Origin of the sequence: Williamsia muralis NBRC 105860 (assembly GCF_001598915.1) — a bacterium.
In the GTDB taxonomy this organism is placed as follows: Bacteria; Actinomycetota; Actinomycetes; order Mycobacteriales; family Mycobacteriaceae; genus Williamsia; species Williamsia muralis.
The window spans coordinates 336,831-362,218 of record NZ_BDAP01000003.1; the positions used below are offsets into that span (position 1 = coordinate 336,831).

At 66.3% G+C, this 25,388-nt stretch carries 24 protein-coding genes; 22 read left to right on the top strand and 2 right to left on the bottom strand.

What is annotated here, in order from left to right:
* Positions 1-13: 13 nt before the first annotated feature.
* From aroC to aroB, 3 genes are read left to right on the top strand one after another with little or no spacing between them, the layout of a single operon-like run.
* A complete protein-coding gene (gene aroC, locus WIMU1_RS13640; protein ID WP_062797994.1) occupies positions 14-1,222 on the top strand; it encodes a chorismate synthase in 1,209 nt (402 codons plus the stop codon).
* Positions 1,223-1,254: 32 nt separating this feature from the next.
* Positions 1,255-1,740, top strand: a complete 486-nt coding sequence (locus tag WIMU1_RS13645) for a shikimate kinase (protein ID WP_084248290.1) — start codon at positions 1,255-1,257, stop codon at positions 1,738-1,740.
* On the top strand, positions 1,737-2,852 hold the full coding sequence (gene aroB, locus WIMU1_RS13650; RefSeq protein WP_062797998.1) for a 3-dehydroquinate synthase: 1,116 nt from the start codon (positions 1,737-1,739) through the stop codon (positions 2,850-2,852). Before WIMU1_RS13645 ends, aroB begins: the two co-directional genes overlap by 4 nt.
* Positions 2,853-2,919: 67 nt before the next feature.
* Here aroB and WIMU1_RS13655 read toward each other — a convergent pair whose 3' ends face one another.
* Complete coding sequence (locus tag WIMU1_RS13655; RefSeq protein WP_062798578.1) at positions 2,920-3,456, bottom strand: B-4DMT family transporter; 537 nt, start codon at positions 3,454-3,456, stop codon at positions 2,920-2,922.
* 134 nt (positions 3,457-3,590) lie between these two features.
* Here WIMU1_RS13655 and WIMU1_RS13660 point away from each other — a divergent pair, with 134 nt between their 5' ends.
* From WIMU1_RS13660 to pyrF, 10 genes are all read left to right on the top strand, one after another.
* Positions 3,591-4,742, top strand: coding sequence for a M24 family metallopeptidase (locus WIMU1_RS13660; protein WP_084248246.1), 1,152 nt, complete (start codon positions 3,591-3,593; stop codon positions 4,740-4,742).
* A gap of 69 nt (positions 4,743-4,811) precedes the next feature.
* A complete protein-coding gene (gene efp / locus WIMU1_RS13665; RefSeq protein WP_023959473.1) occupies positions 4,812-5,375 on the top strand; it encodes an elongation factor P in 564 nt (187 codons plus the stop codon).
* The gene (nusB, locus tag WIMU1_RS13670; RefSeq protein WP_243404307.1) at positions 5,372-5,848 is read left to right on the top strand and encodes a transcription antitermination factor NusB; all 477 of its coding nucleotides are present in this window, start codon (positions 5,372-5,374) and stop codon (positions 5,846-5,848) included. Before efp ends, nusB begins: the two co-directional genes overlap by 4 nt.
* A gap of 155 nt (positions 5,849-6,003) precedes the next feature.
* Complete coding sequence (gene pyrR / locus WIMU1_RS13675; RefSeq protein WP_062798000.1) at positions 6,004-6,582, top strand: bifunctional pyr operon transcriptional regulator/uracil phosphoribosyltransferase PyrR; 579 nt, start codon at positions 6,004-6,006, stop codon at positions 6,580-6,582.
* The gene (locus tag WIMU1_RS13680) at positions 6,582-7,526 is read left to right on the top strand and encodes an aspartate carbamoyltransferase catalytic subunit (RefSeq protein ID WP_023959467.1); all 945 of its coding nucleotides are present in this window, start codon (positions 6,582-6,584) and stop codon (positions 7,524-7,526) included. The genes pyrR and WIMU1_RS13680 overlap by 1 nt, the downstream gene beginning before the upstream one ends.
* Entirely contained in the window at positions 7,523-8,824 is a 1,302-nt protein-coding gene (locus tag WIMU1_RS13685) for a dihydroorotase (RefSeq protein ID WP_062798002.1), read from the top strand. Before WIMU1_RS13680 ends, WIMU1_RS13685 begins: the two co-directional genes overlap by 4 nt.
* Positions 8,821-9,324, top strand: coding sequence for a PH-like domain-containing protein (locus tag WIMU1_RS13690; RefSeq protein WP_023959463.1), 504 nt, complete (start codon positions 8,821-8,823; stop codon positions 9,322-9,324). The genes WIMU1_RS13685 and WIMU1_RS13690 overlap by 4 nt, the downstream gene beginning before the upstream one ends.
* Entirely contained in the window at positions 9,321-10,496 is a 1,176-nt protein-coding gene (carA, locus tag WIMU1_RS13695; protein ID WP_033334891.1) for a glutamine-hydrolyzing carbamoyl-phosphate synthase small subunit, read from the top strand. The genes WIMU1_RS13690 and carA overlap by 4 nt, the downstream gene beginning before the upstream one ends.
* The gene (gene carB / locus WIMU1_RS13700) at positions 10,496-13,831 is read left to right on the top strand and encodes a carbamoyl-phosphate synthase large subunit (protein WP_062798003.1); all 3,336 of its coding nucleotides are present in this window, start codon (positions 10,496-10,498) and stop codon (positions 13,829-13,831) included. The genes carA and carB overlap by 1 nt, the downstream gene beginning before the upstream one ends.
* The gene (pyrF, locus tag WIMU1_RS13705; RefSeq protein ID WP_062798005.1) at positions 13,832-14,692 is read left to right on the top strand and encodes an orotidine-5'-phosphate decarboxylase; all 861 of its coding nucleotides are present in this window, start codon (positions 13,832-13,834) and stop codon (positions 14,690-14,692) included.
* On the opposite strand, the gene WIMU1_RS13710 is transcribed toward pyrF, so the two are convergent.
* Entirely contained in the window at positions 14,689-15,849 is a 1,161-nt protein-coding gene (locus WIMU1_RS13710) for a polyhydroxyalkanoate synthase family protein (RefSeq protein ID WP_371850300.1), read from the bottom strand. The two genes, pyrF and WIMU1_RS13710, sit on opposite strands and share 4 nt — an antisense overlap.
* Before the next feature lie 529 nt (positions 15,850-16,378).
* Here WIMU1_RS13710 and mihF point away from each other — a divergent pair.
* From mihF to rpe, 9 genes are all read left to right on the top strand, one after another.
* Positions 16,379-16,696, top strand: coding sequence for an integration host factor, actinobacterial type (gene mihF, locus WIMU1_RS13715; protein WP_023959453.1), 318 nt, complete (start codon positions 16,379-16,381; stop codon positions 16,694-16,696).
* A 10-nt stretch (positions 16,697-16,706) separates the two neighbouring features.
* Positions 16,707-17,297, top strand: a complete 591-nt coding sequence (gene gmk, locus WIMU1_RS13720; RefSeq protein ID WP_031332553.1) for a guanylate kinase — start codon at positions 16,707-16,709, stop codon at positions 17,295-17,297.
* On the top strand, positions 17,290-17,607 hold the full coding sequence (rpoZ, locus tag WIMU1_RS13725; protein ID WP_369792635.1) for a DNA-directed RNA polymerase subunit omega: 318 nt from the start codon (positions 17,290-17,292) through the stop codon (positions 17,605-17,607). The genes gmk and rpoZ overlap by 8 nt, the downstream gene beginning before the upstream one ends.
* Before the next feature lie 31 nt (positions 17,608-17,638).
* A complete protein-coding gene (gene coaBC / locus WIMU1_RS13730; RefSeq protein ID WP_023959447.1) occupies positions 17,639-18,916 on the top strand; it encodes a bifunctional phosphopantothenoylcysteine decarboxylase/phosphopantothenate--cysteine ligase CoaBC in 1,278 nt (425 codons plus the stop codon).
* Between the two features lie 85 nt (positions 18,917-19,001).
* Entirely contained in the window at positions 19,002-20,210 is a 1,209-nt protein-coding gene (metK, locus tag WIMU1_RS13735; protein ID WP_023959445.1) for a methionine adenosyltransferase, read from the top strand.
* 50 nt (positions 20,211-20,260) lie between these two features.
* Complete coding sequence (locus tag WIMU1_RS13740; protein WP_062798584.1) at positions 20,261-22,243, top strand: primosomal protein N'; 1,983 nt, start codon at positions 20,261-20,263, stop codon at positions 22,241-22,243.
* Positions 22,244-22,312: 69 nt separating this feature from the next.
* A complete protein-coding gene (gene fmt, locus WIMU1_RS13745) occupies positions 22,313-23,248 on the top strand; it encodes a methionyl-tRNA formyltransferase (protein WP_062798007.1) in 936 nt (311 codons plus the stop codon).
* Complete coding sequence (locus WIMU1_RS13750) at positions 23,245-24,612, top strand: RsmB/NOP family class I SAM-dependent RNA methyltransferase (protein WP_062798008.1); 1,368 nt, start codon at positions 23,245-23,247, stop codon at positions 24,610-24,612. Before fmt ends, WIMU1_RS13750 begins: the two co-directional genes overlap by 4 nt.
* 88 nt (positions 24,613-24,700) lie before the next feature.
* Positions 24,701-25,369 carry a ribulose-phosphate 3-epimerase gene (rpe, locus tag WIMU1_RS13755; RefSeq protein WP_023959437.1) on the top strand — a complete coding sequence of 223 codons (669 nt, stop codon included), beginning with the start codon at positions 24,701-24,703 and terminating at the stop codon, positions 25,367-25,369.
* Positions 25,370-25,388 lie beyond the last annotated feature (19 nt).

Below are 25,388 nucleotides of genomic sequence, written 5' to 3' on the forward strand. Positions count from 1 at the left end.
TGGCGGGCGACGCGTGGAACAATTGACCACTGTGTTGCGCTGGAGTACTGCCGGAGAATCCCACGGGCCCGCATTGGTTGCCGTTCTGGAAGGAATGGTGGCCGGTGTCGAGGTGACGTCGTCCGAGATCGCCGACCAACTGGCTCGTCGCCGCCTCGGTTACGGACGTGGTGCGCGGATGAAGTTCGAGGCCGACAAGGTCACCATGATCGGCGGTGTGCGCCACGGTGTGACCATGGGTGGTCCCGTCGCCATCGAGGTCGCCAACTCCGAGTGGCCCAAGTGGGAGTCGGTCATGTCTGCCGACCCGGTGCCCGCCGAGGAACTCGAGGGGATCGCCCGCAACGAGCCGCTCACCCGCCCGCGTCCGGGCCATGCCGACTACGCGGGCATGCTCAAGTACGGATTCGCCGACGCGCGGCCGGTGCTGGAACGGGCCAGTGCACGTGAGACCGCGGCCCGGGTCGCGATCGGCACGGTTGCCCGCAACTTCCTGCGTCAGGTACTCGGCATCGAGGTGCTCTCGCACGTCATCTCCATCGGCGCCTCCGATCCGTACATCGGGGCAGCCCCCACCCACGCCGATCTCGCGCAGATCGACGCCAGCCCCGTGCGGGCATACTCCACCGATGCCGAGGCAGCGATGATCGCCGAGATCGAGGCCGCCAAGCGGGACGGCGACACCTTGGGCGGCGTCGTCGAGGTGGTCGCCACCGGAGTCCCGATCGGCCTTGGCTCACATGTCAGCGGAGACCGCAGACTCGATTCCCGTCTGGCCGGCGCACTCATGGGCATCCAGGCAATCAAGGGTGTCGAGGTGGGTGACGGGTTCGAAACCGCCCGTCGCCGGGGGAGTGCGGCACACGACGAAATGGTGCCCGGACCCCATGGTGCCGTCCGGTCGACCAACCGGGCCGGCGGCCTCGAGGGCGGCATGAGCAACGGCGAGTTCATCCGGGTGCGGGCGGCGATGAAGCCGATCTCGACTGTGCCTCGGGCGCTGTCCACCATGGACATGACCACCGGCGAGCAGGCCACCGCGATCCACCAGCGGTCGGATGTGTGTGCGGTTCCCGCAGCAGGAGTGGTTGCCGAGTCGATGGTCGCACTGGTCCTCGCTCAGGCGGCGCTGGAGAAGTTCGGTGGCGACTCGGCTCACGAGACCGCTGACAACCTGGCGGGCTACCTCAAACGCGTCGCCGCGCATCTACCGCAGCCGTGACTTCCGGGCCACGGGCCGTGCTGATCGGCTTCATGGGATCCGGCAAGACAACGGTCGGTCAGCAGCTGGCCCGCTTGCTCGGGGTCGACTGGATCGACAGTGACGGCGAGATCGAACGGCGAAGTGGCAGAACGATTCCCGAGATCTTTTCGGGAGACGGCGAGCCCGCGTTCCGGGCTCTGGAAGAAGATGTGGTGGCGGACCTGCTCGCCGGTGAGCGGGGCGTCGTGTCGCTGGGCGGGGGCGCGGTGCTCTCCGAATCGACTCGGCAACGGCTCGCCGGTCACAACGTCATCTACCTTCACGTGACCGCGGCGCAGGGCTTCGCCCGTGTCTCGGGATCCAAGCGTCCACTGCTACAGGCTCCCGACCCGGCCCAGGTCTATGCCGATCTGCTCGCCGAACGAGACCCCGTCTATCGAGACATCGCAACGATCGTCGTGGACGCACAGCCCCATCAACGGCTCGTGGCCGACGAGATCATCAGTCAACTCACCACGCAGGAAGCGAGACAATGACCGCGGACTCAACACCGATCCGGGTGCCGGTGAACAGCGAGAGCCCTTACGAGGTGATCATCGGAAAGGGCCTGCTCGGCGAACTCGTCGAGTCGGTCGCCGGTGCCGACTCGGTGGCCATCCTGTACCAGCCGACGCTCGCCGAGACCGCTGAAGTGATCCGAAAGACGTTGGCAGAAAACGACTTCGACGCGCACCGGGTCGAGATTCCCGATGCAGAGGACGGCAAGGACCTTTCCGTCGCCGCGTTCTGCTGGGAAGTGTTCGGCCGCATCGGCATGAAACGCAACGACGTCGTGGTCAGCCTCGGGGGTGGAGCGGCCACCGACCTCGCCGGCTTTGTCGCCGCCACCTGGATGCGGGGCATCCCGATCGTGCATGTGCCCACCACGTTGCTGGCCATGGTCGACGCCGCGGTCGGCGGCAAGACCGGGATCAACACCGACGCCGGTAAGAACCTGGTCGGCTCTTTCCACGAACCGCGGGCGGTCCTGATCGACACGGCGACCCTGGAAACCGTGCCGCACAACGAGATCGTGGCCGGCATGGCAGAGGTGATCAAAACCGGATTCATCGCCGACCCGGTGATCCTCGATCTGATCGAGGCAGATCCCCAGGCGGCGCTCGACCCTACGGGGCCGATCCTGACCGAGCTGATCGAGCGATCGGTGCGGGTCAAGGCAGAGGTCGTCGCGGCCGATCTGCGAGAGTCTGCGCTCCGGGAGATCCTCAACTACGGTCACACGCTGGGACACGCCATCGAACGCCGGGAGCGGTACCGCTGGCGCCACGGTGCCGCGGTGTCGGTGGGACTCGTCTTCGCTGCGGAACTCGGCCGACTGGCCGGACGGCTCGACGACGCGACCGCAGACCGGCACAAGGCGGTTCTGGAAAGTGTGGGACTGCCGGTCGCCTACGACCCGGACGCGCTTCCCGATCTGCTCGAAGGCATGGCGGGGGACAAGAAGAACCGGTCCGGAATGCTGCGTTTCGTGGTGCTCGACGGTCTGGCGAAACCGGGCCGTCTGGAAGCGCCCGACCCCGCACTGCTCGCGGCCGCGTACTCGACCGTCGCCAAGGATGAACCGTCCGGCGGGGCGATCTTCATCTAGGCGACCGATCGACCGGCCGGCCCTGACGGCGGGCCGGTCGGCCCACGCCGGGTACCTGCTAGACCGGTTACTTGTTCAGGCCGACTGGCTGGGTGCGCTGGTATGCGGCATCGTCGTCATCTGCATACCGCTGGTCGCGGCGGTTGTCGTCCTGACGCTCGCGGTTCGCCTCGTTCTTGCGATGCTGGCGACGCGTGAGGTACCGGCCCAGTGCGGCGCCGACAAGCGCGGGCACGAAGATCAGGAGCGTGGTGAACGCGCCGCCTGCGAAGATCTCGATCGCCAGCGAGTTCTGGCCCATTCCGGCCAACACCCAATTGCCGAGTACCCAGCCGACGATGGCGGAGATCAGCCCGGCGAGCAGGCCGGCTTTGAGCCAGCGCATGGTCAGGTCGTCGTAGTCGTCCGGGTCAGCGTGCGCGCGGCCGTCGAGCAGGCCGTCGATTCCGCCCCAGATGAGTGCCACGAGGACCACGGACGCGATGGCGATGGTCTTCCAATAGGTGGCTTCCAGTGGCCACTGCACGATCGCCAAAGCAAGCAGAACCCGGGCACCGATGTGCACCGCCGACATCACCAAGCCACGAAGCAACCACGCAATCATGTGAGCAGCGTACCGATGCGCCACGTCTTTTTGTGGCAGGGCCCACAAAACCGACGTTTTCGGATGTCGGCGTCCCCGGTCGCAGGGGTGCGTTGACCATCCCCGGAGAGCGAAGTCGCACTAGCCTGGACGCCATGAGCGCTACATCCGACACCTCGGCGCAGACCGCCGCCCCCATCAGTCGAGTGGCCGCAGATCCCGCGAACGCGGCCCACGCAGGGCGGCGGGACCGCCTTCGAGCGGGACTCAGTGCGGCCGGCGTCGATGCGATTCTCGTCACGGACCTGGTCAATGTTCGCTATCTGTCCGGATTCACCGGGTCCAATGCCGCTCTTGTGGTGACTGCATCCGGTGATGACCGGATCAGCACCGACGGGCGGTATCTCACCCAAGTCGCCGAACAGGCCCCCGACCTCACCGCGATCATCGCCCGCGATTGCCCTTCCGCGCTCACCGAGTACCTGGTGGGGTCCGGCGCACGGATCGGGTTCGAGAAACACGTGGTGACCGTCGAAACACATCAGCGGCTGCTGCCAATCCTCACCGGCGCCGAGACCCTGAAGCCGGTGGGGGCGCTGGTCGAGGACCTCAGGATGGTCAAGGACGACGACGAGATCGAACAGATCCGGACCGCCTGTCAGACGGCCGACCTGGCGCTCGCCGACATCCTCGGTGACGGCCTCGTGGTTCCGGGCAAAACAGAACGTCAGGTCGCGAGGGCACTCGAATGGGCGATGTTCGAGCGCGGTGCCGAGGCCGTGTCGTTCGAGACGATCGTGGCGACCGGGGCGAACTCCGCCGTTCCTCACCACCGGCCGACCGATGCCGTGCTCGGGGCGGGCGACCTGCTCAAGATCGACTTCGGTGCGGTGGTCGGTGGCTACCACTCCGACATGACCCGCACGTACGTATTGGAGAGAGCCGAGTCCTGGCAACGGGAGATCTACGACCTGGTGGCACAGGCGCAGCAGGCCGGTCGGGAGGCGCTGGCACCCGGCGTCGACGCCGGCGAGGTGGATGCGGCAGCCCGATCGATCATCGACGCGGCGGGGTTCGGTGAGCAGTATGTGCACGGTCTCGGACACGGCGTCGGCCTGCAGATACACGAAGCGCCGTCCATCGGGAAGCTGAGCACGGGTACACTACCTTGCGGTGCAGCGGTGACCGTAGAACCCGGTGTCTATCTGCCGGGCCGAGGTGGCGTTCGGATCGAGGACACCCTCGTGATCCGCGACGGCGAACCCGATCTGCTCACCACCACCGACAAGACATTCACCGTCATCTGACCGTGCGCCCCGGCGCGAGCAGGACGTCGCGCAACAAGATGCCCGGGGCGGGTGAGAGGAAGAACAGACGTGGCCAACACTTCGGATTTCAAAAACGGCTTGGTGCTCAACATGGAGGGTCAGCTCTGGCAGATCCTCGAGTTCCAGCATGTCAAGCCCGGTAAGGGTCCTGCCTTCGTGCGGACCAAGATCAAGAACGTGCTCTCGGGGAAGACCGTCGACAAGACGTTCAACGCCGGGGTCAAGGTGGAGACGGCGACGGTCGACCGCCGCGACATGACGTACCTGTACAACGACGGCAGCGACTACGTGTTCATGGACGGGCAGACCTTCGAGCAGTTGAACGTCAACCCGGAGACCGTGGGCGACGGAGCCAAGTTCATGCTCGAGAACATGACCGTGCAGGTGGCCACGCACGAAGGCGTGCCGCTGTACATCGAACTCCCGGTCACCGTCGAACTACTGGTGTCCCAGACCGATCCCGGCGTCCAGGGCGACCGTTCCACCGGTGGCACCAAGCCCGCGACTTTGGAGACCGGTGCCGAGATCCAGGTGCCGTTGTTCATCAACACTGGCGACAAGCTGAAGGTCGATTCGCGCGACGGCAGCTACCTCGGCCGCGTCAACTCGTGACATTGGTCAAGAAATCCGGCACCCGCCACAAGGCCCGCAAACGCGCGGTCGACCTGCTCTTCGAGGCCGAGGTCAAGAACGAGTCACCGATCGAGCTGATCGCCCAGCGGCGTGAGATCGCGCTCGGCGACGACAGTATGGGCAAGATCCACGACTACACCGCTCAGATCATCGAGGGTGTCGCGGGCGATGCCCGCCAGATCGATTCGGTGATCGAGTCGCATCTGCGTGAGTGGACGCTGCCGCGGCTCCCCGCCGTGGATCGCGCGATCCTGCGGCTCGCCACCTGGGAGTTGTTCAACACCACGGACGTTCCGACCGCTGTTGTCGTCGACGAGGCCGTCGAATTGGCCAAGGAACTCTCGACCGACGATTCCCCTGGATTCGTCAACGGTGTGCTCGGTCGCATCGTGCTCCTCGCGCCGCAGGTACGTGCGTCGCTGGGGCAGCAGTCACCGTCCGAGGACGCGTGAGACCGGCCGGTGCCGTCGCGGTGCGGCGGCCCCGGCCTGATAACCTGATGCACGAACTGTTCCGGACGAAGGCATTTTGATGTCGGTGTCCACGGCAGTGACCGACATCCTTTAACGATCCGTCCAGAGAGGCGGAGAAGGAGGTCCCGATTACTGTGCCGACTCCCGAGGGCGACGGTACCGACACGGGTCGCGAGCTACTCGACGACGCCGATGTCGGACGGACCATAGCGCGCATAGCGCATCAGATCATCGAGAAGACCGCATTGGACGACGCCGATGCGCCTCGAGTGGTCATCATCGGAATCCCCACCCGCGGTATCTTTCTCGCTCGCCGGCTCGCCGAGAACATCGCCGAGTTCGCCGGCGTCCACGTGCCGGTCGGGTACCTCGACATCACGCTCTACCGCGACGATCTACGTGCCAAACCGCACCGCGCCCTGGAACCGACCGCGGTTCCGGCCGGCGGCGTCGACGGTGCACTGGTTGTCCTGGTGGACGACGTCCTCTACTCGGGTCGTACGGTGCGCGCCGCGCTCGATGCCCTGCGCGATCTCGGCCGACCTGCCGCGGTGCAACTGGCGGTGCTCGTCGACCGCGGGCATCGGGAGCTGCCCCTGCGTGCGGACTACGTGGGCAAGAACATCCCGACCGCCCGTACCGAAGACGTGCAGGTCCATCTGCGCGAGCACGACGGTGTGGACCGCGTGATCCTGCGAACCGGGAACATCTGATGCGGCATCTGCTGTCGGTGTCCGACCTGACCCGCGAGTCGGCCACCGAACTCCTCGACGAGGCCGAACGGTTCGAGCAGGCCCTGGTGGGCCGCGAGATCAAGAAGCTGCCGACGTTGCGTGGCCGGACCATCATGACCGTGTTCTACGAGAACTCCACCCGCACCCGCGTGTCCTTCGAGGTCGCGGGCAAGTGGATGAGCGCCGACGTGATCAACGTCAGCGCGTCGAGTTCCTCGGCGAACAAGGGGGAGTCGTTGCGCGACACGGCCAAGACCCTCCGTGCCGCCGGAGCGGACGCGTTGATCGTCCGACATCCCGCATCGGGTGCGGCCCATCAGATCGCGCAGTGGACATGGGAAGAGGGAACCGGACCATCGGTGATCAACGCCGGTGACGGAACCCACGAACACCCGACCCAGGCACTACTCGACGCTTTGACGCTGCGGCAGCGTCTCGGCTCGCTCGAAGGCCGCAGGATCGCGATCGTCGGCGACGTGCTGCACTCGCGGGTGGCCCGCTCCAACGCGCACCTCCTGGCCATGCTCGGGGCGCAGGTGGTTCTCGTCGCTCCGCCCACGCTGCTGCCCGTGGGTGTCGAGGCGTGGCCCGTCGAGGTGTCGCACAGTCTCGATGCCGAACTCGCCGCCGTCGACGCGGTCATGCTGCTGCGCGTTCAGGCGGAGCGGATGAACGGTGGTTTCTTCCCGTCTGCGCGCGAGTACTCCATCCGGTACGGGCTCAGCGACCGTCGGTCGGCGTTGCTCGCCGACCACGCCGTGGTGCTGCACCCGGGACCGATGCTGCGTGGCATGGAGATCGGTTTCTCGGTGGCGGATTCACCCAAAGCAACTGTGCTGCAACAGGTCTCGAATGGAGTGCATATGCGGATGGCCGTGCTGTTCACGTTGCTGGTCGGAACCGAGAGCGAGGGCGTGGCATGAGTGCGCAGCTCCTGATCCGCAATGTACGGCCTTACGGCGACGACGCCGTGGACATCCTGATCGAGGGCGGCGAGATCGTCGAGATCGGCGCCTCGATCGACCCTGATGCGGCGGACGATGTGCTCGACGGAGCGGGTGCTGTGCTGCTGCCCGGTTTCGTCGACATGCACACCCACCTTCGTGAACCCGGCCGGGAAGACACCGAGACCATCGAGACAGGTTCGGCGGCAGCGGCTTTGGGTGGCTACACCGCGGTGTTCGCGATGGCCAACACCGATCCGGTCGCCGACAGTGCCGTCATCACCGATTTCGTCTGGCGTCGCGGCCAAGAGGTCGGCCTGGTGGATGTGCATCCGGTGGGCGCCGTCACGGTCGGGCTCCGGGGCACCCAGCTCGCCGAGATGGGCGCGATGGCCGCCGGCGTCGGCGGGGTGCGGATGTTCAGCGACGACGGCAAGTGTGTCTTCGATCCGCTGATCATGCGTCGTGCGCTCGAGTACGCGAAGGGTCTCGGCGTACTCATCGCCCAGCACGCCGAGGAACCGCGGCTCACCGAGGGGGCCATCGCCCACGAAGGTGCCGTCGCGGCCAGGCTCGGACTCACCGGCTGGCCACGGGCGGCCGAGGAGTCGATCGTCGCGCGCGACGCGCTGCTCGCCCGCGACGCAGGCGCACGGGTGCACATCTGCCACGCATCGACCGAGGGTACGGTCGAACTGCTCAAATGGGCTCGTGGACAGGGCATTTCGATCACCGCCGAGGTCACGCCACATCACTTGCTCCTCGACGACAGCCGCCTGGAGACATACGACCCCGTCAACAAGGTCAATCCACCCCTTCGCGAGGGTCGCGACAAGGCAGCCCTCCGGCAGGCTCTCGCCGACGGGATCATCGACTGTGTGGCCACGGACCACGCGCCCCACGCCGCGCAGGAGAAGTGCTGCGAGTTCGCCAACGCGAGGCCGGGCATGCTCGGACTGCAGACCGCCTTCTCGATCGTCGTGCAGACGATGGTCGAATCCGGTCTGCTCGACTGGCGCGGGGTCGCCAAGGTGATGAGCGAACGGCCCGCAGAGATCACCGGGTTGTCCGACCACGGCCGCCCGATCGCGGTCGGTGAACCGGCGAACCTGGCCCTGGTCGATCCGGACACGGAATGGACAGTGGAATCCGGTGCGCTGGCCAGCCTCTCGGAAAACTCACCGTTCGACGGTCTCACCCTGCCCGGCGTTGTGGTCGCGACGGTGTTGCGCGGTGAGGTGACCAACCACGGCGGCAAGGTCCGGGCGCCCCGATGACCGGTGTTGTGGTGATCCTGATCGTCATTCTCGCCTGGGGCGGCATCGTCGGCCTGATGCTGCTCGGCTGGCGAGGCCGTGGCCGCCGACAAGAGTTGCTCCTCGGTGCGTTCCCCGAAGTGCCTGCCACTCTCGGACCGCGTCGGCTGGGCCCGCACACGGGGTTGTACGTCGGATCGACCATCGCGCCCAGCTGGCAGGACCGGGTGGCCGTCGGTGACTACGGGGACCGTGCCGTCGCGGAGATCAGCCGCTTCGACACCGGGATCCTCATCGACCGCACCGGTGCCAACCCGATCTGGATACCGGACGACCAGATCACCGCGATCCGCACCGAAAGGGGCCTGGCAGGCAAGGTGATGACCGCCGACGGCGTCCTCGTCATCCGCTGGCTCCTCCCGTCGGGAACCGAGATCGATTCGGGCATTCGCGCCGACGACAAGACCATCTACCCAGAATGGGTCAAACCTCTCGAGCAGGACGGAAAGAAGAAGCAGTGACACAGCAACAACCGGCCACCACCGCGGTGCTGGTACTCGAGAACGGTGAACGTTACGTCGGGACGAGCTTCGGAGCGCTCGGCCAGACTCTCGGAGAAGCCGTCTTCTGCACGGCGATGACCGGATATCAGGAGACACTCACCGACCCCAGCTACCACCGGCAGATCGTGGTGGCCACCGCGCCGCAGATCGGCAACACCGGATGGAACACCGAGGACGGCGAAAGCCGTTACGGCGCGGACGATCCCAGCGCCACACACGACGACACCGGCAAGATCTGGGTGAGTGGGTACGCCGTGCGCAACCCGAGCCGACGAGTGTCGAGTTGGCGCGCCACGGGCAGCCTGGAAGACGAGTTGATCAACCAGGGCATCGTCGGCATCGCCGGCATCGACACCCGCACTGTTGTGCGCACCCTGCGCGACCACGGGTCGATGCGGGCCGGGATCTTCTCCGGAGATGCGCTCGCCGGGTCGGACGAACTGCTCCGGCGGGTGGTCGAGGCGCCTGAGATGTCCGGTGCCGATCTGGCTGGTGAGGTGTCGACCACCGACGGGTACGTCGTCGAACCCGAGGGCGAAGCCCGGTTCACGGTGGCGGCGCTCGACCTGGGGATCAAGACCAACACCCCGCGCATGTTCGCCCAGCACGGAGTGCGGGTGCACGTACTGCCGGCGGGCACCTCGTACGACGCCATCGCCGACATCAAACCGGACGGCGTGTTCCTGTCCAACGGACCCGGCGACCCCGCGACCGCCGACCACCCGGTGGACTTCACCCGCAGCGTGCTCGGTGACGGGATCCCGCTGTTCGGCATCTGCTTCGGGAACCAGATCCTGGGCCGCGCGCTCGGCCGGGGTACCTACAAGATGAAGTTCGGCCACCGCGGAATCAACATCCCGGTGGTCGACCATACGACCGGAGCCGTGTCGATCACCGCCCAGAATCACGGGTTCGCCCTGGAGGGTGAGGCCGGCGAAGAGTTCGACAGCGACTTCGGGCGTGCCCGGATCAGCCACACCTGCGCCAACGACGGCACGGTGGAAGGCATCGAACTCATCGACGGCCGAGCGTTTTCCGTCCAATATCACCCCGAGGCCGCGGCAGGACCCCACGACGCCGCGTACCTCTTCGAGAAGTTCGTCTCTCTGCTGCAAGGAGCGCGTGCCTGATGCCCCGCCGTACCGACCTCAAGCACGTCCTGGTCATCGGATCCGGACCGATCGTCATCGGTCAGGCCTCCGAGTTCGACTATTCGGGCACACAAGCCTGCCGGGTCCTCAAGGCCGAAGGCCTGCGGGTGAGCCTGGTCAATTCCAATCCCGCGACGATCATGACCGATCCGGAGTTCGCCGACGCGACCTACGTCGAGCCCATCACCGCCGCCTACGTGGAGAAGGTGATCGAGGCCGAGCGTGATGCCGGATATCCCATCGACGCCGTGCTGGCGACCCTCGGCGGGCAGACCGCGCTCAACACCGCAGTGGATCTGCATGACCAGGGCATTCTCGCCAAGTACGACATCGAGCTCATCGGCGCCGACTTCGAGGCCATTCAGCGCGGCGAGGACAGGCAGAAGTTCAAGGACATCGTTGCCAAGGTCGGCGGCGAAAGCGCCCGTTCCCGAGTGTGTTTCACCATGGAAGAGGTCCACGATACGGTGGCCGACCTCGGTTACCCGGTGGTGGTTCGCCCCTCGTTCACCATGGGTGGGCTCGGTTCGGGGATGGCCTATGACGCCGACGACCTCAACCGGATCGCCGGTGGCGGGCTGGCGGCGTCGCCGAGCGCCAACGTCCTGATCGAGGAGTCGATCTTGGGCTGGAAGGAATACGAGCTCGAGCTGATGCGTGACAACCGCGACAACGTCGTGGTGGTCTGTTCCATCGAGAACGTCGATCCCGTCGGTGTCCACACCGGTGACTCGGTCACGGTGGCGCCTGCGATGACGTTGACCGACCGCGAGTACCAGAAGATGCGCGACCTCTCCATCGAGATCATCCGTGAGGTCGGTGTCGCCACGGGCGGCTGCAACATCCAGTTCGCGATGGATCCCGCCGATGGCCGGATGGTGGTCATCGAGATGAATCCCCGGGTGTCCCGGTCGTCGGCGCTCGCGTCGAAGGCAACGGGGTTCCCGATCGCCAAGATCGCGGCCAAGCTGGCGGTCGGCTACAGCCTCGACGAGATCCTCAACGACATCACCAAGAAGACCCCGGCGTGCTTCGAACCCACCCTCGACTACGTCGTGGTGAAGGCGCCGCGGTTTGCGTTCGAGAAGTTCCCCGGCGCCGACGACACCCTCACCACCACGATGAAGTCGGTGGGTGAGGCCATGTCGCTGGGCCGGTCGTTCGCCGAGGCACTCGGAAAGGTGATGCGTTCACTGGAGACCAAGGCCGCAGGGTTCTGGACCGAACCCGAGACCGACGAACCGGCTCCGTTGCTCCCCGAACTGCTCGAACGGCTCCGCACGCCCAAGGACGGTCGGTTGTACGGCCTGATGCAGGCATTCGGCATGGGCGCGACCGTGGAGCAGCTGTTCGAGTCGACCGCCATCGATCCCTGGTTCCTCGCCGAGATCGAAGCCGTCCACCAGCTCGGTCAGCGGGTCCGCGAGGCGGACACCCTGGACGAGAACCTGCTCCGCGAGGCCAAGAGCAACGGTCTGTCCGACCGGCAGATCGCCGCGCTGCGCGACGACGTGGACGACGAGACCGCGATCCGCGACCTACGGCACTCCCTGGGCGTGCGTCCGGTCTACAAGACGGTCGACACCTGTGCCGCCGAGTTCGAGGCGGTCACGCCGTACCACTATTCGACCTATGAGCTCGATCCCGCCGCACAGAGTGAGGTCGCGCCACAACGCGAGCGGCCGAAGGTGCTGATCCTCGGGTCCGGCCCCAACCGGATCGGTCAGGGCATCGAGTTCGACTACTCGTGTGTGCACGCCGCCATGACGCTGTCGGAGGCGGGTTACGAGACGGTCATGGTCAACTGCAACCCGGAGACCGTGTCCACCGACTACGACACCGCCGACCGGCTGTACTTCGAGCCGCTGACCTTCGAAGACGTGCTGGAGGTGTTCCACTCCGAGTCGGAATCGGGCACCGTCAAGGGCGTCATCGTGCAGCTCGGCGGGCAGACCCCGCTGGGTCTGGCCCATCGGCTCGAAGCTGCGGGTGTGCCGATCGTGGGCACCAGCCCGGCGGCGATCGATCTCGCCGAGGATCGCGGTGAGTTCGGCAACGTGCTCAGCGAGGCGGGTCTGCCCGCTGCGAAGTACGGCATGGCGACCACGTTCGATCAGGCCGAGGCCATCGCCGGTGACATCGGGTACCCGGTGCTGGTGAGGCCCTCGTACGTGCTCGGCGGGCGGGGTATGGAGATCGTGTACGACGAGGATTCCCTCGCCAGTTACATCTCCCGGGCCACCGAGATCACGCCCGAGCACCCCGTTCTCGTCGACCGGTTCCTGGAGGACGCGATCGAGATCGACGTCGACGCGCTCTACGACGGCACCGACTGCTACATCGGCGGGGTCATGGAACACATCGAAGAGGCAGGTATCCACTCGGGTGACTCCGCATGTGCGTTGCCGCCCATCACACTCGGCCGCTCGGACCTGGAGAACGTCCGCAAGTCCACCGAGGCGCTGGCCAAGGGCATCGGTGTCCGTGGTCTGCTCAACGTCCAGTACGCGCTCAAGGACGACATCCTGTACGTCCTCGAGGCCAATCCGCGGGCCAGCCGCACGGTTCCGTTCGTGTCCAAGGCCACCGCGGTCCAGTTGGCCAAGGCCTGTGCGCGGGTGATGCTGGGCGCCACCATCGCCGAGCTCCGTGCCAGCGGCATGTTGCCTGCCGAAGGGGACGGTTCCGAACTGCCCGACACCTCGCCGGTGTCGGTGAAGGAGGCCGTACTGCCCTTCAACCGGTTCCGCCGAGCCGACGGCACCGGTGTCGACTCTCTGCTCAGCCCGGAGATGAAGTCGACCGGTGAGGTGATGGGTATCGACGCGGACTTCGGCCGTGCCTTCGCGAAATCGCAGACGGCCGCCTACGGTTCACTGCCCGTGTCCGGCAAGGTGTTCGTGTCCGTCGCCAACAAGGACAAGCGCGCTCTGGTGTTCCCGGTCAAGCGGCTCGCTGATCTGGGGTTCGACATCCTGGCCACCGAGGGCACCGCGCATGTGTTGCGGCGCAACGGAATCAAGTGCACCCAGGTGTACAAGCACTCTGACAGCGATCTGCCCGCGGGTGAGGTCAGTGTGGTCGAGCGGATCCGGGCCGGGGAGATCGGCATGGTGATCAACACTCCCTACGGCAACTCCGGTCCGCGTATCGACGGTTATGAGATCCGTAGTGCCGCTGTGTCGGTGAACATCCCGTGTATCACCACGGTGCAGGGCGCCAGCGCGGCGATCCAGGGCATCGAAGCCGCGTTGGGCGGGGCCATGGGTGTGCAGTCGCTGCAGAAGCGGCACCGGACGATGCTGGGCGCGTAGGTGGACGCGAGATCGGGTGCTGTCGGCGACACATCGTTTGCCGACCGCTACCGGGCGGCGGTCACCGACCGTGGCCGGTTGTGCGCGGGTATCGACCCTCACCCGGAACTGCTCGAGGCGTGGGGTCTGTCGGTCGACGCTGCGGGCGTCTGTGCGTTCGGTGACATCTGTGTCGAGGCCTTTGCCGGATCCGTCGCGGTGATCAAGCCCCAGGTGGCGTTTTTCGAGACATTCGGTTCGGCAGGCTTCGCGGCTCTGGAGTCGGTGATCAGCGGTTGTCAGGCCGGTGGGGCGCTGGTCATCGCCGACGGGAAACGCGGCGACATCGGTTCGACGATGGCCGCGTACGCGCGGGCTTGGCTCGAGCCGGCATCACCGCTGTGCGCCGATGCCCTGACCGTCTCGCCCTACCTCGGCTTCGGGTCACTGAGCCCCGCCATCGAACTCGCGCGCTCGAAGGGACGGGCCGTGTTCGCGCTGGCCCGCACCTCCAACCCTGAGGGGGAGTCGCTCCAGCTGGCCCGGGGCGACGGTGGCGTGACGGTGGCCCAGAGCATCGTCGATGCGGCTGCAGCGGAGAACTCCGATGGTCGCGCGACTGTCGGGTTGGTGGTCGGTGCGACCCGGCACCACGGCCTGCAACTGGGGGAGCTCGGCGCTCCGATCCTGGCCCCGGGCCTTGGCGCCCAAGGAGCTGCGGCGAGCGATCTACCCGCTGTGTTCGCCGACGCCGATCAGCGGTGGGTGCTGCCGGCCAGCTCTCGGTCGGTGCTGCGTCACGGTCCCGATGTGGCAGCACTGCGCGATGCCGCGCGCCGCACCCGGGACGAGATCGAGGCGGCGTTCTGGGAACAGGCCTAGCTCGAGGCCTCTTGTTCGACTACCTCGGCCCGGTCGACGCCGTGCGGTGTGGACTCGTCTGCCGGTGCGGAGTCCACCGGCAATGACTCCAGAAATTCATCGATGCGCGGCCACGTGCCGGAGATGGCGTCGGGTCCGGCGATCAGTCCCAGATGGCTTGTCTCGACGGTGTCGAAATGTACCTGTGGTGATCCCTCGAGCAGGTCGACACCGTGCCGGGCAGCTGCCCACGGCACAATGGCGTCGCGATGGCTCCCGAACAGCTGGACCGGGACCCCGATGCTTGTCAGATCGATGCGGCGCCCTCCGAGGTCGAGCACACCGGTCGCCAGTTCACCCCGATAGATGAAGCACTCCCACATCTGTTCGGCCAGGCGGCCCGGGTAGCCGGGGAACTCGCGCTGGAAACGATTGACGATCTCCATCCGTGCGAGCTTTTCGGTGTCACCGAGATTGGACAAGATGAAGGCCGGCTTCTTCAGCTCGCGTTGCCATGCCGTGCCGCGGTAACCGATCTGCACCAGGGGCGCGGGAATGCCACCGAGCAGCCGGAGAATGCCGGTGACCGCCAGACCCTTGGTCGGCCGGGTTAACTGCCGTACGAGGGGATAGGGGGGCACCAGCGCGTAGTCCAGGGGAGTGCCCACGGCTGTGACCGATCGGACGGGCAGGGCGGGATCGGCGGCAACGGTGAGCAGGCTGATCGTTCCGCCGAGACTCCACGCGACCAGGTCCACCAGACCGGGGCCGTCGGTGCGCCTGGAGACGTCCTGATCCGGGGCATAGAAATCGCTCTGCGCGCGGGTGACCGCCTGCGGGACGATGTCGTCGAAGAAGTCCTCGAAACCGAGGTGTCGGTCGCTTCTCCGGATCTCGCCGATGTCGAGCACGTACGGGATGCGTCCGGTCTGGAGCAGATGCTTGACCAACGAGTGATCTGGGTCGAGGTCGTAGCAGCTGGCGGGCGCGGCAATAGGCGGAACGAGTACCACCGGCGGGCGCCCGGCGCGGCGAGCGGCACGGAGTTGTTCGGTGTTGCCAAACCGGCGCAGACGGCGGTGTGGTTCGTCGTGCAGCAGGACGTTCTCGGTCGACACCTCATCTCGGATCCCGTCACCGAGGGTCAGTGCGTAGAGGTTCCGTAGTCGATCGGGCAGCAGACTCTCTCGCGGAGTCTGTTGGTTGGTCACGATGATGAAACCCCGTCCCGGCTCAGATTGTCAGTGTGTGCGATCCACATCTAACACGAGGCGCTGAACGAGGTTCACGAGGCCATCGATGCGGTTGGGTGGGCATTCGCACAGGTCACACGGCCCTCCGACACGCGCGCACCGACAAAAAACTTCGGAAAATCCCTGTGCGGAACACCCGTCACAGCTGCACCACGGATGTGACCTACGTCATGCAGTGCCGCATTTTCGTTGGTGGTCTCGAATACCGTTGTCGGGCAACAGCATTCGCCGTATCAATCAGATACTAGGCAGATTTAACTGCCACTGATGTGCGAGCGCGGGGAAGCTCGTTCGAAAGGCTTACAACACCCGTTTTAGTGGGGGAATGCCGGGGTGGGGGTCGCAAAAGGCGACGTGCGTGGGTACGGTCGCTTTCGCTGCCTCCCCACAGAGGCGGCCGCCCTCACGCCACCGGCGCGGGGCAGAGAATCACACAGACGAAATCGGAGGAACCGTGGCCCTTCCCCAGTTGACCGATGAGCAGCGCGCCGCTGCATTGGAGAAGGCAGCTGCCGCTCGCCGGGCCCGTGCCGAGCTCAAGGAGCGCCTGAAGCGAGGCGGCACCGATCTCCAGCAGGTTCTCAAGGATGCCGAGAACGACGAGATCCTGGGCAAGATGAAGGTGTCGGCACTGCTCGAGGCGTTGCCCAAGGTGGGCAAGGTCAAGGCGCAGGAAATCATGACCGAGCTCGAGATCGCTCCTACCCGCCGTCTGCGCGGGCTGGGTGATCGCCAGAAGAAGGCGCTGTTGGCCAAGTTCGACTTTGCCTGATTGCTGCTCAGTGAGCCCAGAACAACGACAGAGGGGCCGGCTTCTCGTTTTGGCCGGCCCTTCTGCTGTCGGAAAGTCCAGCGTGGTCCGGCGGCTGCGCGAACTGTTGCCCGACCTGATGTTCAGCGTCTCTGCGACCACCCGCGCCCCGCGCGCCGGTGAGGTCGACGGACGCGACTACTTTTTTGTCACCCCGGGTGAGTTCGACCGGTTGATCGCCGACGGCGAACTGCTGGAGTGGGCCGAGATCCACGGGGGACTGCAACGTTCGGGCACACCCTCGCGGCCGGTGTTCGAAGCGATGGAGCAGGGTAGGCCCACGCTCGTCGAGGTCGATCTGGCCGGAGCCCGCAACATCAGGGCAGCGGTACCCGAGGCCGTGACAGTGTTCCTCGCCCCGCCGAGCTGGGACGAACTGGTGTCCCGGCTACGCGGCCGAGGGACCGAATCCGACGAGGTGATCGAGCGGCGACTGCAGACCGCGAGGGCCGAATTGGACAGTGCAGACGAGTTCGACCACGTCGTGGTGAACGACGAAGTCGACTCGGTGGCCAAGCACTTGGTATCCTTGCTGGTTGAATCCCATTTGAATAATTCGTAGGAGCAATGTGAGCAGCTTGACCACCCCAGACGAGTTCATCGGCGAGGTCGACGCAACCGCGTACGACACACCCCTGGGCATCACGAACCCGCCGATCGACGAGCTGCTGGAACGCGCTTCTTCGAAGTATGCGCTGGTCATCTACGCCGCCAAGCGTGCGCGTCAGATCAACGACTACTACAACCAGCTCGGTGACGGCATCCTCGAGTACGTCGGCCCCCTCGTCGAGCCGGGCCTCCAGGAGAAGCCTCTCTCCATCGCCATGCGCGAGATCCACGCGGACCTTCTCGAGCACACCGAAGGCGAGTAGCTTCCCCAACCCGGTCCGGAGGCGAGAGTTCGTGGGCGAGAACGTCGGTACGACGCGTAAGAACATCGTCATCGGGGTCGGTGGCGGCATAGCCGCGTACAAGGTCGGCTCGGTGGTGCGTCACTTCACCGAGGCCGGCCATCACGTGCGTGTCATCCCCACCGAATCGGCGTTGAAGTTCGTCGGTGCGGCAACATTCGAGGCGCTCAGCGGTAACCCCGTCAGCACCGAGGTGTTCGCCGATGTGCCGCGCGTGCCTCACGTCCGTCTCGGTCAGGAAGCGGACCTGGTGTTGATCGCGCCGGCGACCGCCGATCTGATGGCTCGCGCTGCGAGTGGGCGAGCCGACGATCTGTTGACGTCGACGTTGTTGACCGCGCGATGCCCGGTCCTGTTCGTCCCGGCGATGCATACCGAGATGTGGGAGCACCCGGCCACGCAAGCCAATGTGAGCACCCTCCGGGAGCACGGCGCCACCGTGATGACTCCCGCATCGGGCCGTTTGACCGGTGTCGACACCGGGGCCGGACGTCTGCCCGATCCGCAGGAGATATCGCTGCTGGGTGAGCTGCTGCTCGATCGTCCCGACGCCCTCCCGTACGACCTCGCCGGGGTCAAGTTCCTGATCAGTGCCGGCGGCACGCGCGAACCCCTCGATCCCGTCCGCTACCTCGGTAATCGCAGCTCCGGGAAGCAGGGGTACGCCCTCGCCCGTGCCGCTGCCCAGCGAGGGGCTCAGGTGACCATGGTCGCCGGTGCCACCTCCAACCTGCCCGATCCCGCGGGAGTGGAGATCATCCGCATCGCCACCGCAGCGCAGCTGGCCGATGAGATCGGAAAGCGTGCTCCCGAGACCGACGTGGTGATCATGGCCGCGGCCGTCGCCGATTTCCGGCCCGTCCAGGTCTCCGACGCCAAGATCAAGAAGTCGGACAGCGGACCGGCCCCCATCGAATTGACCACCAATCCGGACATTCTCGCCGGTCTGGTCGCCGCTCGCCGCAGTGGCTCGGTCCCACGGTCGACGGCCATCGTCGGCTTCGCGGCCGAAACCGGCGACCTCCAGCACGGGGTTCTCGACCACGGCCGGGCAAAACTGGCCCGCAAAGGATGCGACCTCTTGGTCGTCAACGCGGTGGGCGAGGGCAAGGCATTCGGCATGGACCACAACACCGGTTGGATCCTGGCCGCAGGGGGCGAAGAAACTGCCCTGCCACTCGGGTCGAAAACACTCATGGCGACCCGAATACTTGACGCGATCAACGCTGTACGCACAGATGGTGTTGGCGCAGAAGGTCGATGTCCGTAGCTCGACCCACGTGTGTAATTTGAGGTCCGCGGGTAGTCGCGCACCGTACCGAACTCTTCAGGACCACCGCCTCCGAGAGGAAAACATGACCGATACCCGTTTGTTCACCAGCGAGTCCGTCACCGAGGGTCATCCCGACAAGATCTGTGACGCGATCAGCGACTCGATCCTCGACGCGCTGCTGACCGAGGATCCGCGTGCCCGGGTTGCGGTGGAGACCCTGGTCACCACCGGTCAGGTCCATGTGGCAGGTGAGGTGAACACGACGGCGTACGCCGACATCCCCAAGATCGTGCGCGAGAAGGTCTTGGAGATCGGCTACGACTCGTCGGCCAAGGGATTCGACGGCAACTCCTGCGGTGTCAACGTCGCCATCGGCGCGCAGTCCCCGGAGATCGCCCAGGGTGTCGACAACGCGTATGAGTCGCGCGTGGAAGGCATCACCGAGGACGAGATCGCTCGCCAGGGTGCCGGCGACCAGGGACTGATGTTCGGATACGCGACCAACGAGACCCCTGAGTTCATGCCGGTTCCGATCGCGCTTGCTCACCGTCTCGCCCGTCGCCTCACCGAGGTACGTAAAGAAGGTGTGCTGCCGTACCTGCGTCCGGACGGAAAGACCCAGGTCACCATCGAATACAACGGTGACAAGCCGGTCCGCCTCGACACCGTGGTGGTCTCCACCCAGCACGCCGCCGACATCGACCTCGAGAACCTCCTCACCCCCGACATCCGCAGCAAGGTGTTGGATTCGGTGTTCGCCGATCTCGATCTGCCGTTCCTCAACACCGATGATGTCCGTCTGCTGGTCAACCCGACCGGCAAGTTCGTCCTCGGTGGGCCCATGGGCGACGCCGGACTCACCGGGCGCAAGATCATCGTCGACACCTACGGCGGCATGGCCCGTCACGGTGGCGGCGCCTTCTCGGGCAAGGACCCGTCGAAGGTCGACCGCAGTGCTGCATACGCCATGCGCTGGGTCGCCAAGAACGCAATCGCGGCAGGTCTGGCCGGTCGTATCGAGGTGCAGGTCGCCTACGCCATCGGCAAGGCTGCCCCCGTGGGCCTGTTCGTCGAGACCTTCGGCACAGAGACCGTCGACCCTGCCAAGATCCAGTCGGCCATCTCCGAGGTGTTCGACCTGCGTCCGGGCGCGATCATCCGCGACCTCGACCTGCTTCGGCCGATCTACGCCCCGACCGCCGCCTACGGACATTTCGGTCGCACCGACATCGATCTGCCGTGGGAGCACACCGACCGGGCCGACAAGCTGAAGGCTGCTGCCGGCGCGTGAAACCAGAGCGGCAGCTCGCACCTGAACTGCCGGTCGCGCGTGTTCTGCCGATGCTCGGGCTGGCCCATCTGGACCGGCCGTTCGATTACCAGGTACAAGATGCCCAGCACCTGGACGCCCAGCCGGGTGTCCGGGTGCGGGTGCGTTTTTCCGGCCGTCTCGTCGACGGGTACATACTCGACCGCATCGAGGCCAGCGACCATCCCGGCAAGCTCGGGTGGCTCGAGAGGGTGGTGTCGCCCGAACCGGTTCTGACCCCGGAGTTGGCCACGCTGGCGCGGGCGGTCGCCGATCGGTACGCGGGCACCATGACAGATGTTCTGCGGCTGGCCATCCCGCCTCGCCATGCGCGCACCGAGCAGACCGTGGGTGCCCCGCCAGGCACCCCCAGGCCCCCGACCGTCGATGTAGACGGATGGAAACCATACGAGCATGCAGAGTCGTACCTTGCTGCTGTCGCTGATGGCAAAGCCGCGCGGGCGGCATGGCAGGCGGTGCCCGGGGAGGACTGGCCCCGGCGACTGGCCGAACTCGCATGCCACACGGTGATCGCCGGCCGCAGCGCCATCATCGTGGTGCCCGACCAGCGCGATCTGGTACGGCTCGAAGCAGCGTGCGAGCCGATCTTGGGCGACCGGGTGGTGTCGTTGTCCGCGGGATTGGGCCCTTCGGCACGGTATCGGCGGTGGTTGCGAGCACTGCGCGGGCAGGCCTCGGTGGTGATCGGCACCCGGAGCGCAGTGTTCACGCCGATTCCCGACCTCGGACTGATCTGTGTGTGGGACGACGGGGACGACAGCCTGTGCGATCCCCGTGCGCCGTATCCACATACCCGCGAAGTGGCGGTCCTGCGGTCGCACAGCGACAAATGCGCACTGGTCCTCGGTGGTGTCGCTCGTACGGCCGAGACCCAAGCCCTCGTCGATGCCGGCTGGGCTCACGACCTCACCGCGTCACGTTCGGTCGTCCGTGAACGATCCCCCCGCATCTCGGCCCTCTCCGATGAGGACAACCGGGTGGCCCGTGATCCGCTTGCTCGCTCGGCCCGGATCCCGGCCGTCGCGTTCGATGCGGCCCGCGCCGCCGTGGCCGCCGACGCCCCGGTGCTCTTCAGCGTGCCCAGGCGCGGTTATCTACCGTCGCTGGCCTGTGAACGGTGCCGTTCGCATGTACGTTGCCGTCGATGCCACGGACCGATGCAGGCAGACGGCCCGATGCCGACCGATGGTGCCGGGCCCGACAGCAACTCGGTGGGTTTGTTGAGCTGCCGGTGGTGTGGTCATCCCGATGCCGACTTCCGCTGCATCGAATGCGGTTTCACGAAGGTGAGGGCGCTGACGACGGGGGCTCGCCGGACGGCCGAAGAACTGGGCCGCGCATTTCCGGGGGTTCCCGTCCTGACCTCGGGCGGAGACAAGATCGTCGACAGCATCGGCAGCGGTCCCCGTGTTGTGGTCAGTACCCCAGGCGCCGAGCCCGTTGCCGAAGACGGTTACGGCGCCGCCATCTTGCTGGACACGTGGGCGCAGCTCGATCGCACCGAACTGCGAGCCGGCGAGGAGGCGGTTCGGCGCTGGCTGTCCGCCGCCATGCTCGTACGTCCCCACGGACGTGGGGGAGCAGTGGTGATCGTCGCCGACGCGGGTCTCGGCCCGGTCCAGTCGGTGATCCGTTGGGACCCCGTCGGCTTCGCGGAGAACGAGGTGGCGCAGCGGACCGAACTCGGGTTCCCGCCTGCGGTCACGATGGCCTCGATCGACGGCGCCGGTCCGGCCATCGTCGCCTTTGCCGAAACCGTCCACCTCCCGCCGGGTGGTGAGGTGCTGGGTCCGGTGGAACTACCCGCCGGCGTGCGGTTGCCCTCTGGCCTCAATCGCGACGAGATCTCCGACCCGCAACGAATACTGCTGCGGTGTAAAAGATCTCAAGGTCGAGAACTGGCTGCGGCGCTCCATGCAGCGCAGGTCGGCCGGAATGCACAACACGATTCACAGCCGATCAGGGTGCAGATGGATCCGCCCACCATCAGCTGAGGCTTCTGGGTGGCTAGGCTGTTGGTCGGCCGCGAACACGCGGACAGAACTCGGAGATTGGGGTACTACATGCGGGTGGTGTTCGCAGGCACGCCCGAACCCGCGGTTGCGTCTCTCGAGGCGTTGATCGAGTCGCCCCGCCATGAGGTCGTGGGCGTGATCAGCCGGCCCGACGCAGCAGCGGGCCGGGGACGGAAGATCACCCGGTCACCGGTGGCTGCCCTCGCCGACGAGCACGCCATCCCCGTGATCACCCCGCGAAGGCTCAAAGATCCCGAGGCTGTCGAGCAATTACGCGAGTGGGCGCCCGAGTGCGCCCCGGTGGTGGCCTACGGCGGATTGGTGCCGCCGGAGCTGCTGGATCTTCCCACCCACGGCTGGGTCAATCTGCATTTCTCGTTGTTGCCGTCATGGCGCGGCGCTGCACCGGTGCAGGCGGCGATCGCTGCGGGCGACGAGATGACCGGCGCCAGTACCTTCCGGCTCGAAGCAGGCCTCGACACCGGCCCGGTCTTCGGCGTGGTGACCGAACGGATCCGCGACACCGACACCGCCGGCGACCTGCTGGGTCGGCTGTCCGAGACAGGGGCGCACCTGCTGGTGACCACCCTCGACGGCATCGAGGACGGCTACCTGGAAGCCAAACCGCAACCGGCCGACGGCATCAGCACGGCTCCGAAGATCACCATCGACGACGCACGCATTCGCTGGGACCTACCGGCGCACCTGATCGATCGGCACATCCGGGCGATGACACCCCACCCGGGTGCCTGGACCACGCTGGATGATCTGCGGGTCAAGGTGTTACGCGCGTCGATGGTCACCGACCCGGTCGATGTGACGCCGGCACCGGGCGAGCTGGCCGTGACGAAGAAGGCCCTGTACGTGGGTACCAAGACGGTGCCGATTCGACTCGATTCAGTTCAGCCGCAAGGCAAAAAAGCAATGGCCGGTCCCGACTGGGCGCGCGGGGCCAGGCTCACCGATGGACAGGCACTCACATGAACCGCCCCGTTGACGATCAGGAACACACCCCGATAGATCCGGCCCGGCAGGCTGCCGTGGAGGTGCTGGCCGCTGTGCGTGAGCGCGACGCCTACGCCAACCTGGTACTGCCGAAGATGTTGCGGGACCGCAAGATCACCGGCCGCGACGCTGCCCTGGCCACCGAACTGACCTACGGCACCAGCCGTGCGGTGGGGTTGCTCGACCAGATCATCTCCGACGTCGCGAAAAGGCCCGTCGAGGAGATCGACGGGGCGGTCCTCGATGTGCTGCGGTTGGGTGCATACCAACTGTTGCGGACGCGGATCGGCGCGCATGCCGCCGTCTCGACGTCGGTGGATCTGGTCCGGTCCCGCGCCGGTCACGGACCTGTGGGTTTCGCAAACGCAGTGTTGCGCAAGATCTCTCAGCGCACCGAAGAGCTGTGGGTGGACGCGCTCGCACCGTCGATCAGTGAAGACCTCGTCGGTCATCTGGCATTTCAGTACGCTCATCCGCGCTGGATCGCCGAGGTGTTCGACGACGCGCTCGGTGGTTCGGCGGGTGCTCTGCAGGCCGCTCTGGCTGCGGACGACGAACGCCCGTCGACCCATCTGGTCGCCCGGCCGGGCATGATCACCGCCGACGAACTCGCCGCCGTCACGGGAGGTGACGTGGGCCGCTACTCGCCCTACTGCGTGTACCTCGACAGCGGCGATCCAGGCGACATCGAACCGATCCGTGAAGGTCTGGCCGGCGTCCAGGACGAAGGCAGTCAGTTGGTGGCCCGCGCGTTGGCGATCGCTCCTCTCGACGGCGACGACGCCGGTCGATGGCTTGATCTGTGCGCCGGTCCTGGTGGCAAGGCGGCCTTGCTCGGCGCTCTTGCCGACATAGACGGTGCACGGGTGACCGCGGTCGAGAAAGCCCCGCACCGTGCCGAATTGATCCGTAAGGCGACCCGGGAGCTACCCGTCGACGTGATCGTCGGCGACGGGCGTGACCCAGGCCTGGCGCCCGGGTTCGACCGTGTGCTGGTGGACGCCCCGTGCACCGGTCTCGGTGCCCTCCGGCGCCGGCCAGAGGCCCGGTGGCGACGCAACCCAGGTGACGTTCCCGATCTCGTCGCGCTGCAGAAGGAGTTGCTCGCGTCGGCCGTGGACCAGCTGCGGCCGGGTGGCGTGGTGGTCTACTCCACGTGCTCACCACACCCGGCCGAAACCCGCGAGGTGGCGGATTGGGCGATCGCCGAGTTGCCGGTGACCGCACTGGACACCCGTGACCTGGTACCCGTGGACGATCTGACCGGAGGGCCGTATGTGCAGCTCTGGCCTCACCTGCACGGCACCGACGCCATGTTCTTCGCGGCGCTCCGCAAGAACTGATCGGCGGGATACGACACGCCAAAACGCGTGCGCAGCAGTCCGGACCGGTCCGTTGGGTTGGGTCTCGGCCCGACATTAGGATGACTGCATGTCGAATCAGCCGATGATCGCGCCGTCCATCCTGTCCGCCGACTTCGCCAGGCTCGGAGCCGAAGCAGATGCGGTGACCGGCGCCGATTGGCTACACGTCGATGTGATGGATGGTCACTTCGTCCCGAACCTCACTCTCGGCCTACCGGTGGTGCAAAGCCTGCTCAAGAGCACGGACATCCCGATCGACTGCCACCTGATGATCGAGGACCCGAAGCGGTGGGCCCCAGGTTATGCCGAGGCGGGGGCACACAACGTCACCTTTCACGCGGAGGCCACCGACGATCCCGTGGCCGTGGGGCGCGACATCCGGGCCGCCGGCGCGAAGGCGGGTCTGAGTATCAAACCCGGCACGTCCCTCGACCCGTACCTCGAGATCCTCAGAGAGTTCGACACGTTGCTGGTGATGAGCGTGGAACCCGGTTTCGGCGGGCAGTCGTTCATCCCTGACGTGCTCGACAAGGTCCGGCGCATCCGCAAGCTCGTCGATTCCGGTGAATTGCGGGTGCTCGTCGAGATCGACGGGGGCATCAACGCAGACACCATCGAACAAGCGGCCGCAGCCGGTGTCGACTGTTTTGTTGCGGGGTCGGCGGTCTACGGGGCCGATGATCCCGCGCAAGCCGTCGAATCGCTTCGCGCACAGGCGCTCAGCGCTCGACAGTGACGAGCGCCGAGACTCCCGT

Bases quoted from the DNA above. Each gene is read 5' to 3' on its own strand.
- rpe (WP_023959437.1), top strand. From the start codon at position 24,701: ATGTCGAATCAGCCGATGATCGCGCCGTCCATCCTGTCCGCCGACTTC.
- WIMU1_RS13680 (WP_023959467.1), top strand. From the start codon at position 6,582: ATGCGGCATCTGCTGTCGGTGTCCGACCTGACCCGCGAGTCGGCCACC.
- carB (WP_062798003.1), top strand. From the start codon at position 10,496: ATGCCCCGCCGTACCGACCTCAAGCACGTCCTGGTCATCGGATCCGGA.
- aroB (WP_062797998.1), top strand. From the start codon at position 1,737: ATGACCGCGGACTCAACACCGATCCGGGTGCCGGTGAACAGCGAGAGC.
- WIMU1_RS13685 (WP_062798002.1), top strand. From the start codon at position 7,523: ATGAGTGCGCAGCTCCTGATCCGCAATGTACGGCCTTACGGCGACGAC.
- fmt (WP_062798007.1), top strand. From the start codon at position 22,313: ATGCGGGTGGTGTTCGCAGGCACGCCCGAACCCGCGGTTGCGTCTCTC.
- WIMU1_RS13690 (WP_023959463.1), top strand. From the start codon at position 8,821: ATGACCGGTGTTGTGGTGATCCTGATCGTCATTCTCGCCTGGGGCGGC.
- WIMU1_RS13655 (WP_062798578.1), bottom strand. From the start codon at position 3,456: ATGATTGCGTGGTTGCTTCGTGGCTTGGTGATGTCGGCGGTGCACATC.
- WIMU1_RS13750 (WP_062798008.1), top strand. From the start codon at position 23,245: ATGAACCGCCCCGTTGACGATCAGGAACACACCCCGATAGATCCGGCC.
- WIMU1_RS13645 (WP_084248290.1), top strand. From the start codon at position 1,255: ATGGGATCCGGCAAGACAACGGTCGGTCAGCAGCTGGCCCGCTTGCTC.
- WIMU1_RS13740 (WP_062798584.1), top strand. From the start codon at position 20,261: ATGCTCGGGCTGGCCCATCTGGACCGGCCGTTCGATTACCAGGTACAA.
- WIMU1_RS13660 (WP_084248246.1), top strand. From the start codon at position 3,591: ATGAGCGCTACATCCGACACCTCGGCGCAGACCGCCGCCCCCATCAGT.
- metK (WP_023959445.1), top strand. From the start codon at position 19,002: ATGACCGATACCCGTTTGTTCACCAGCGAGTCCGTCACCGAGGGTCAT.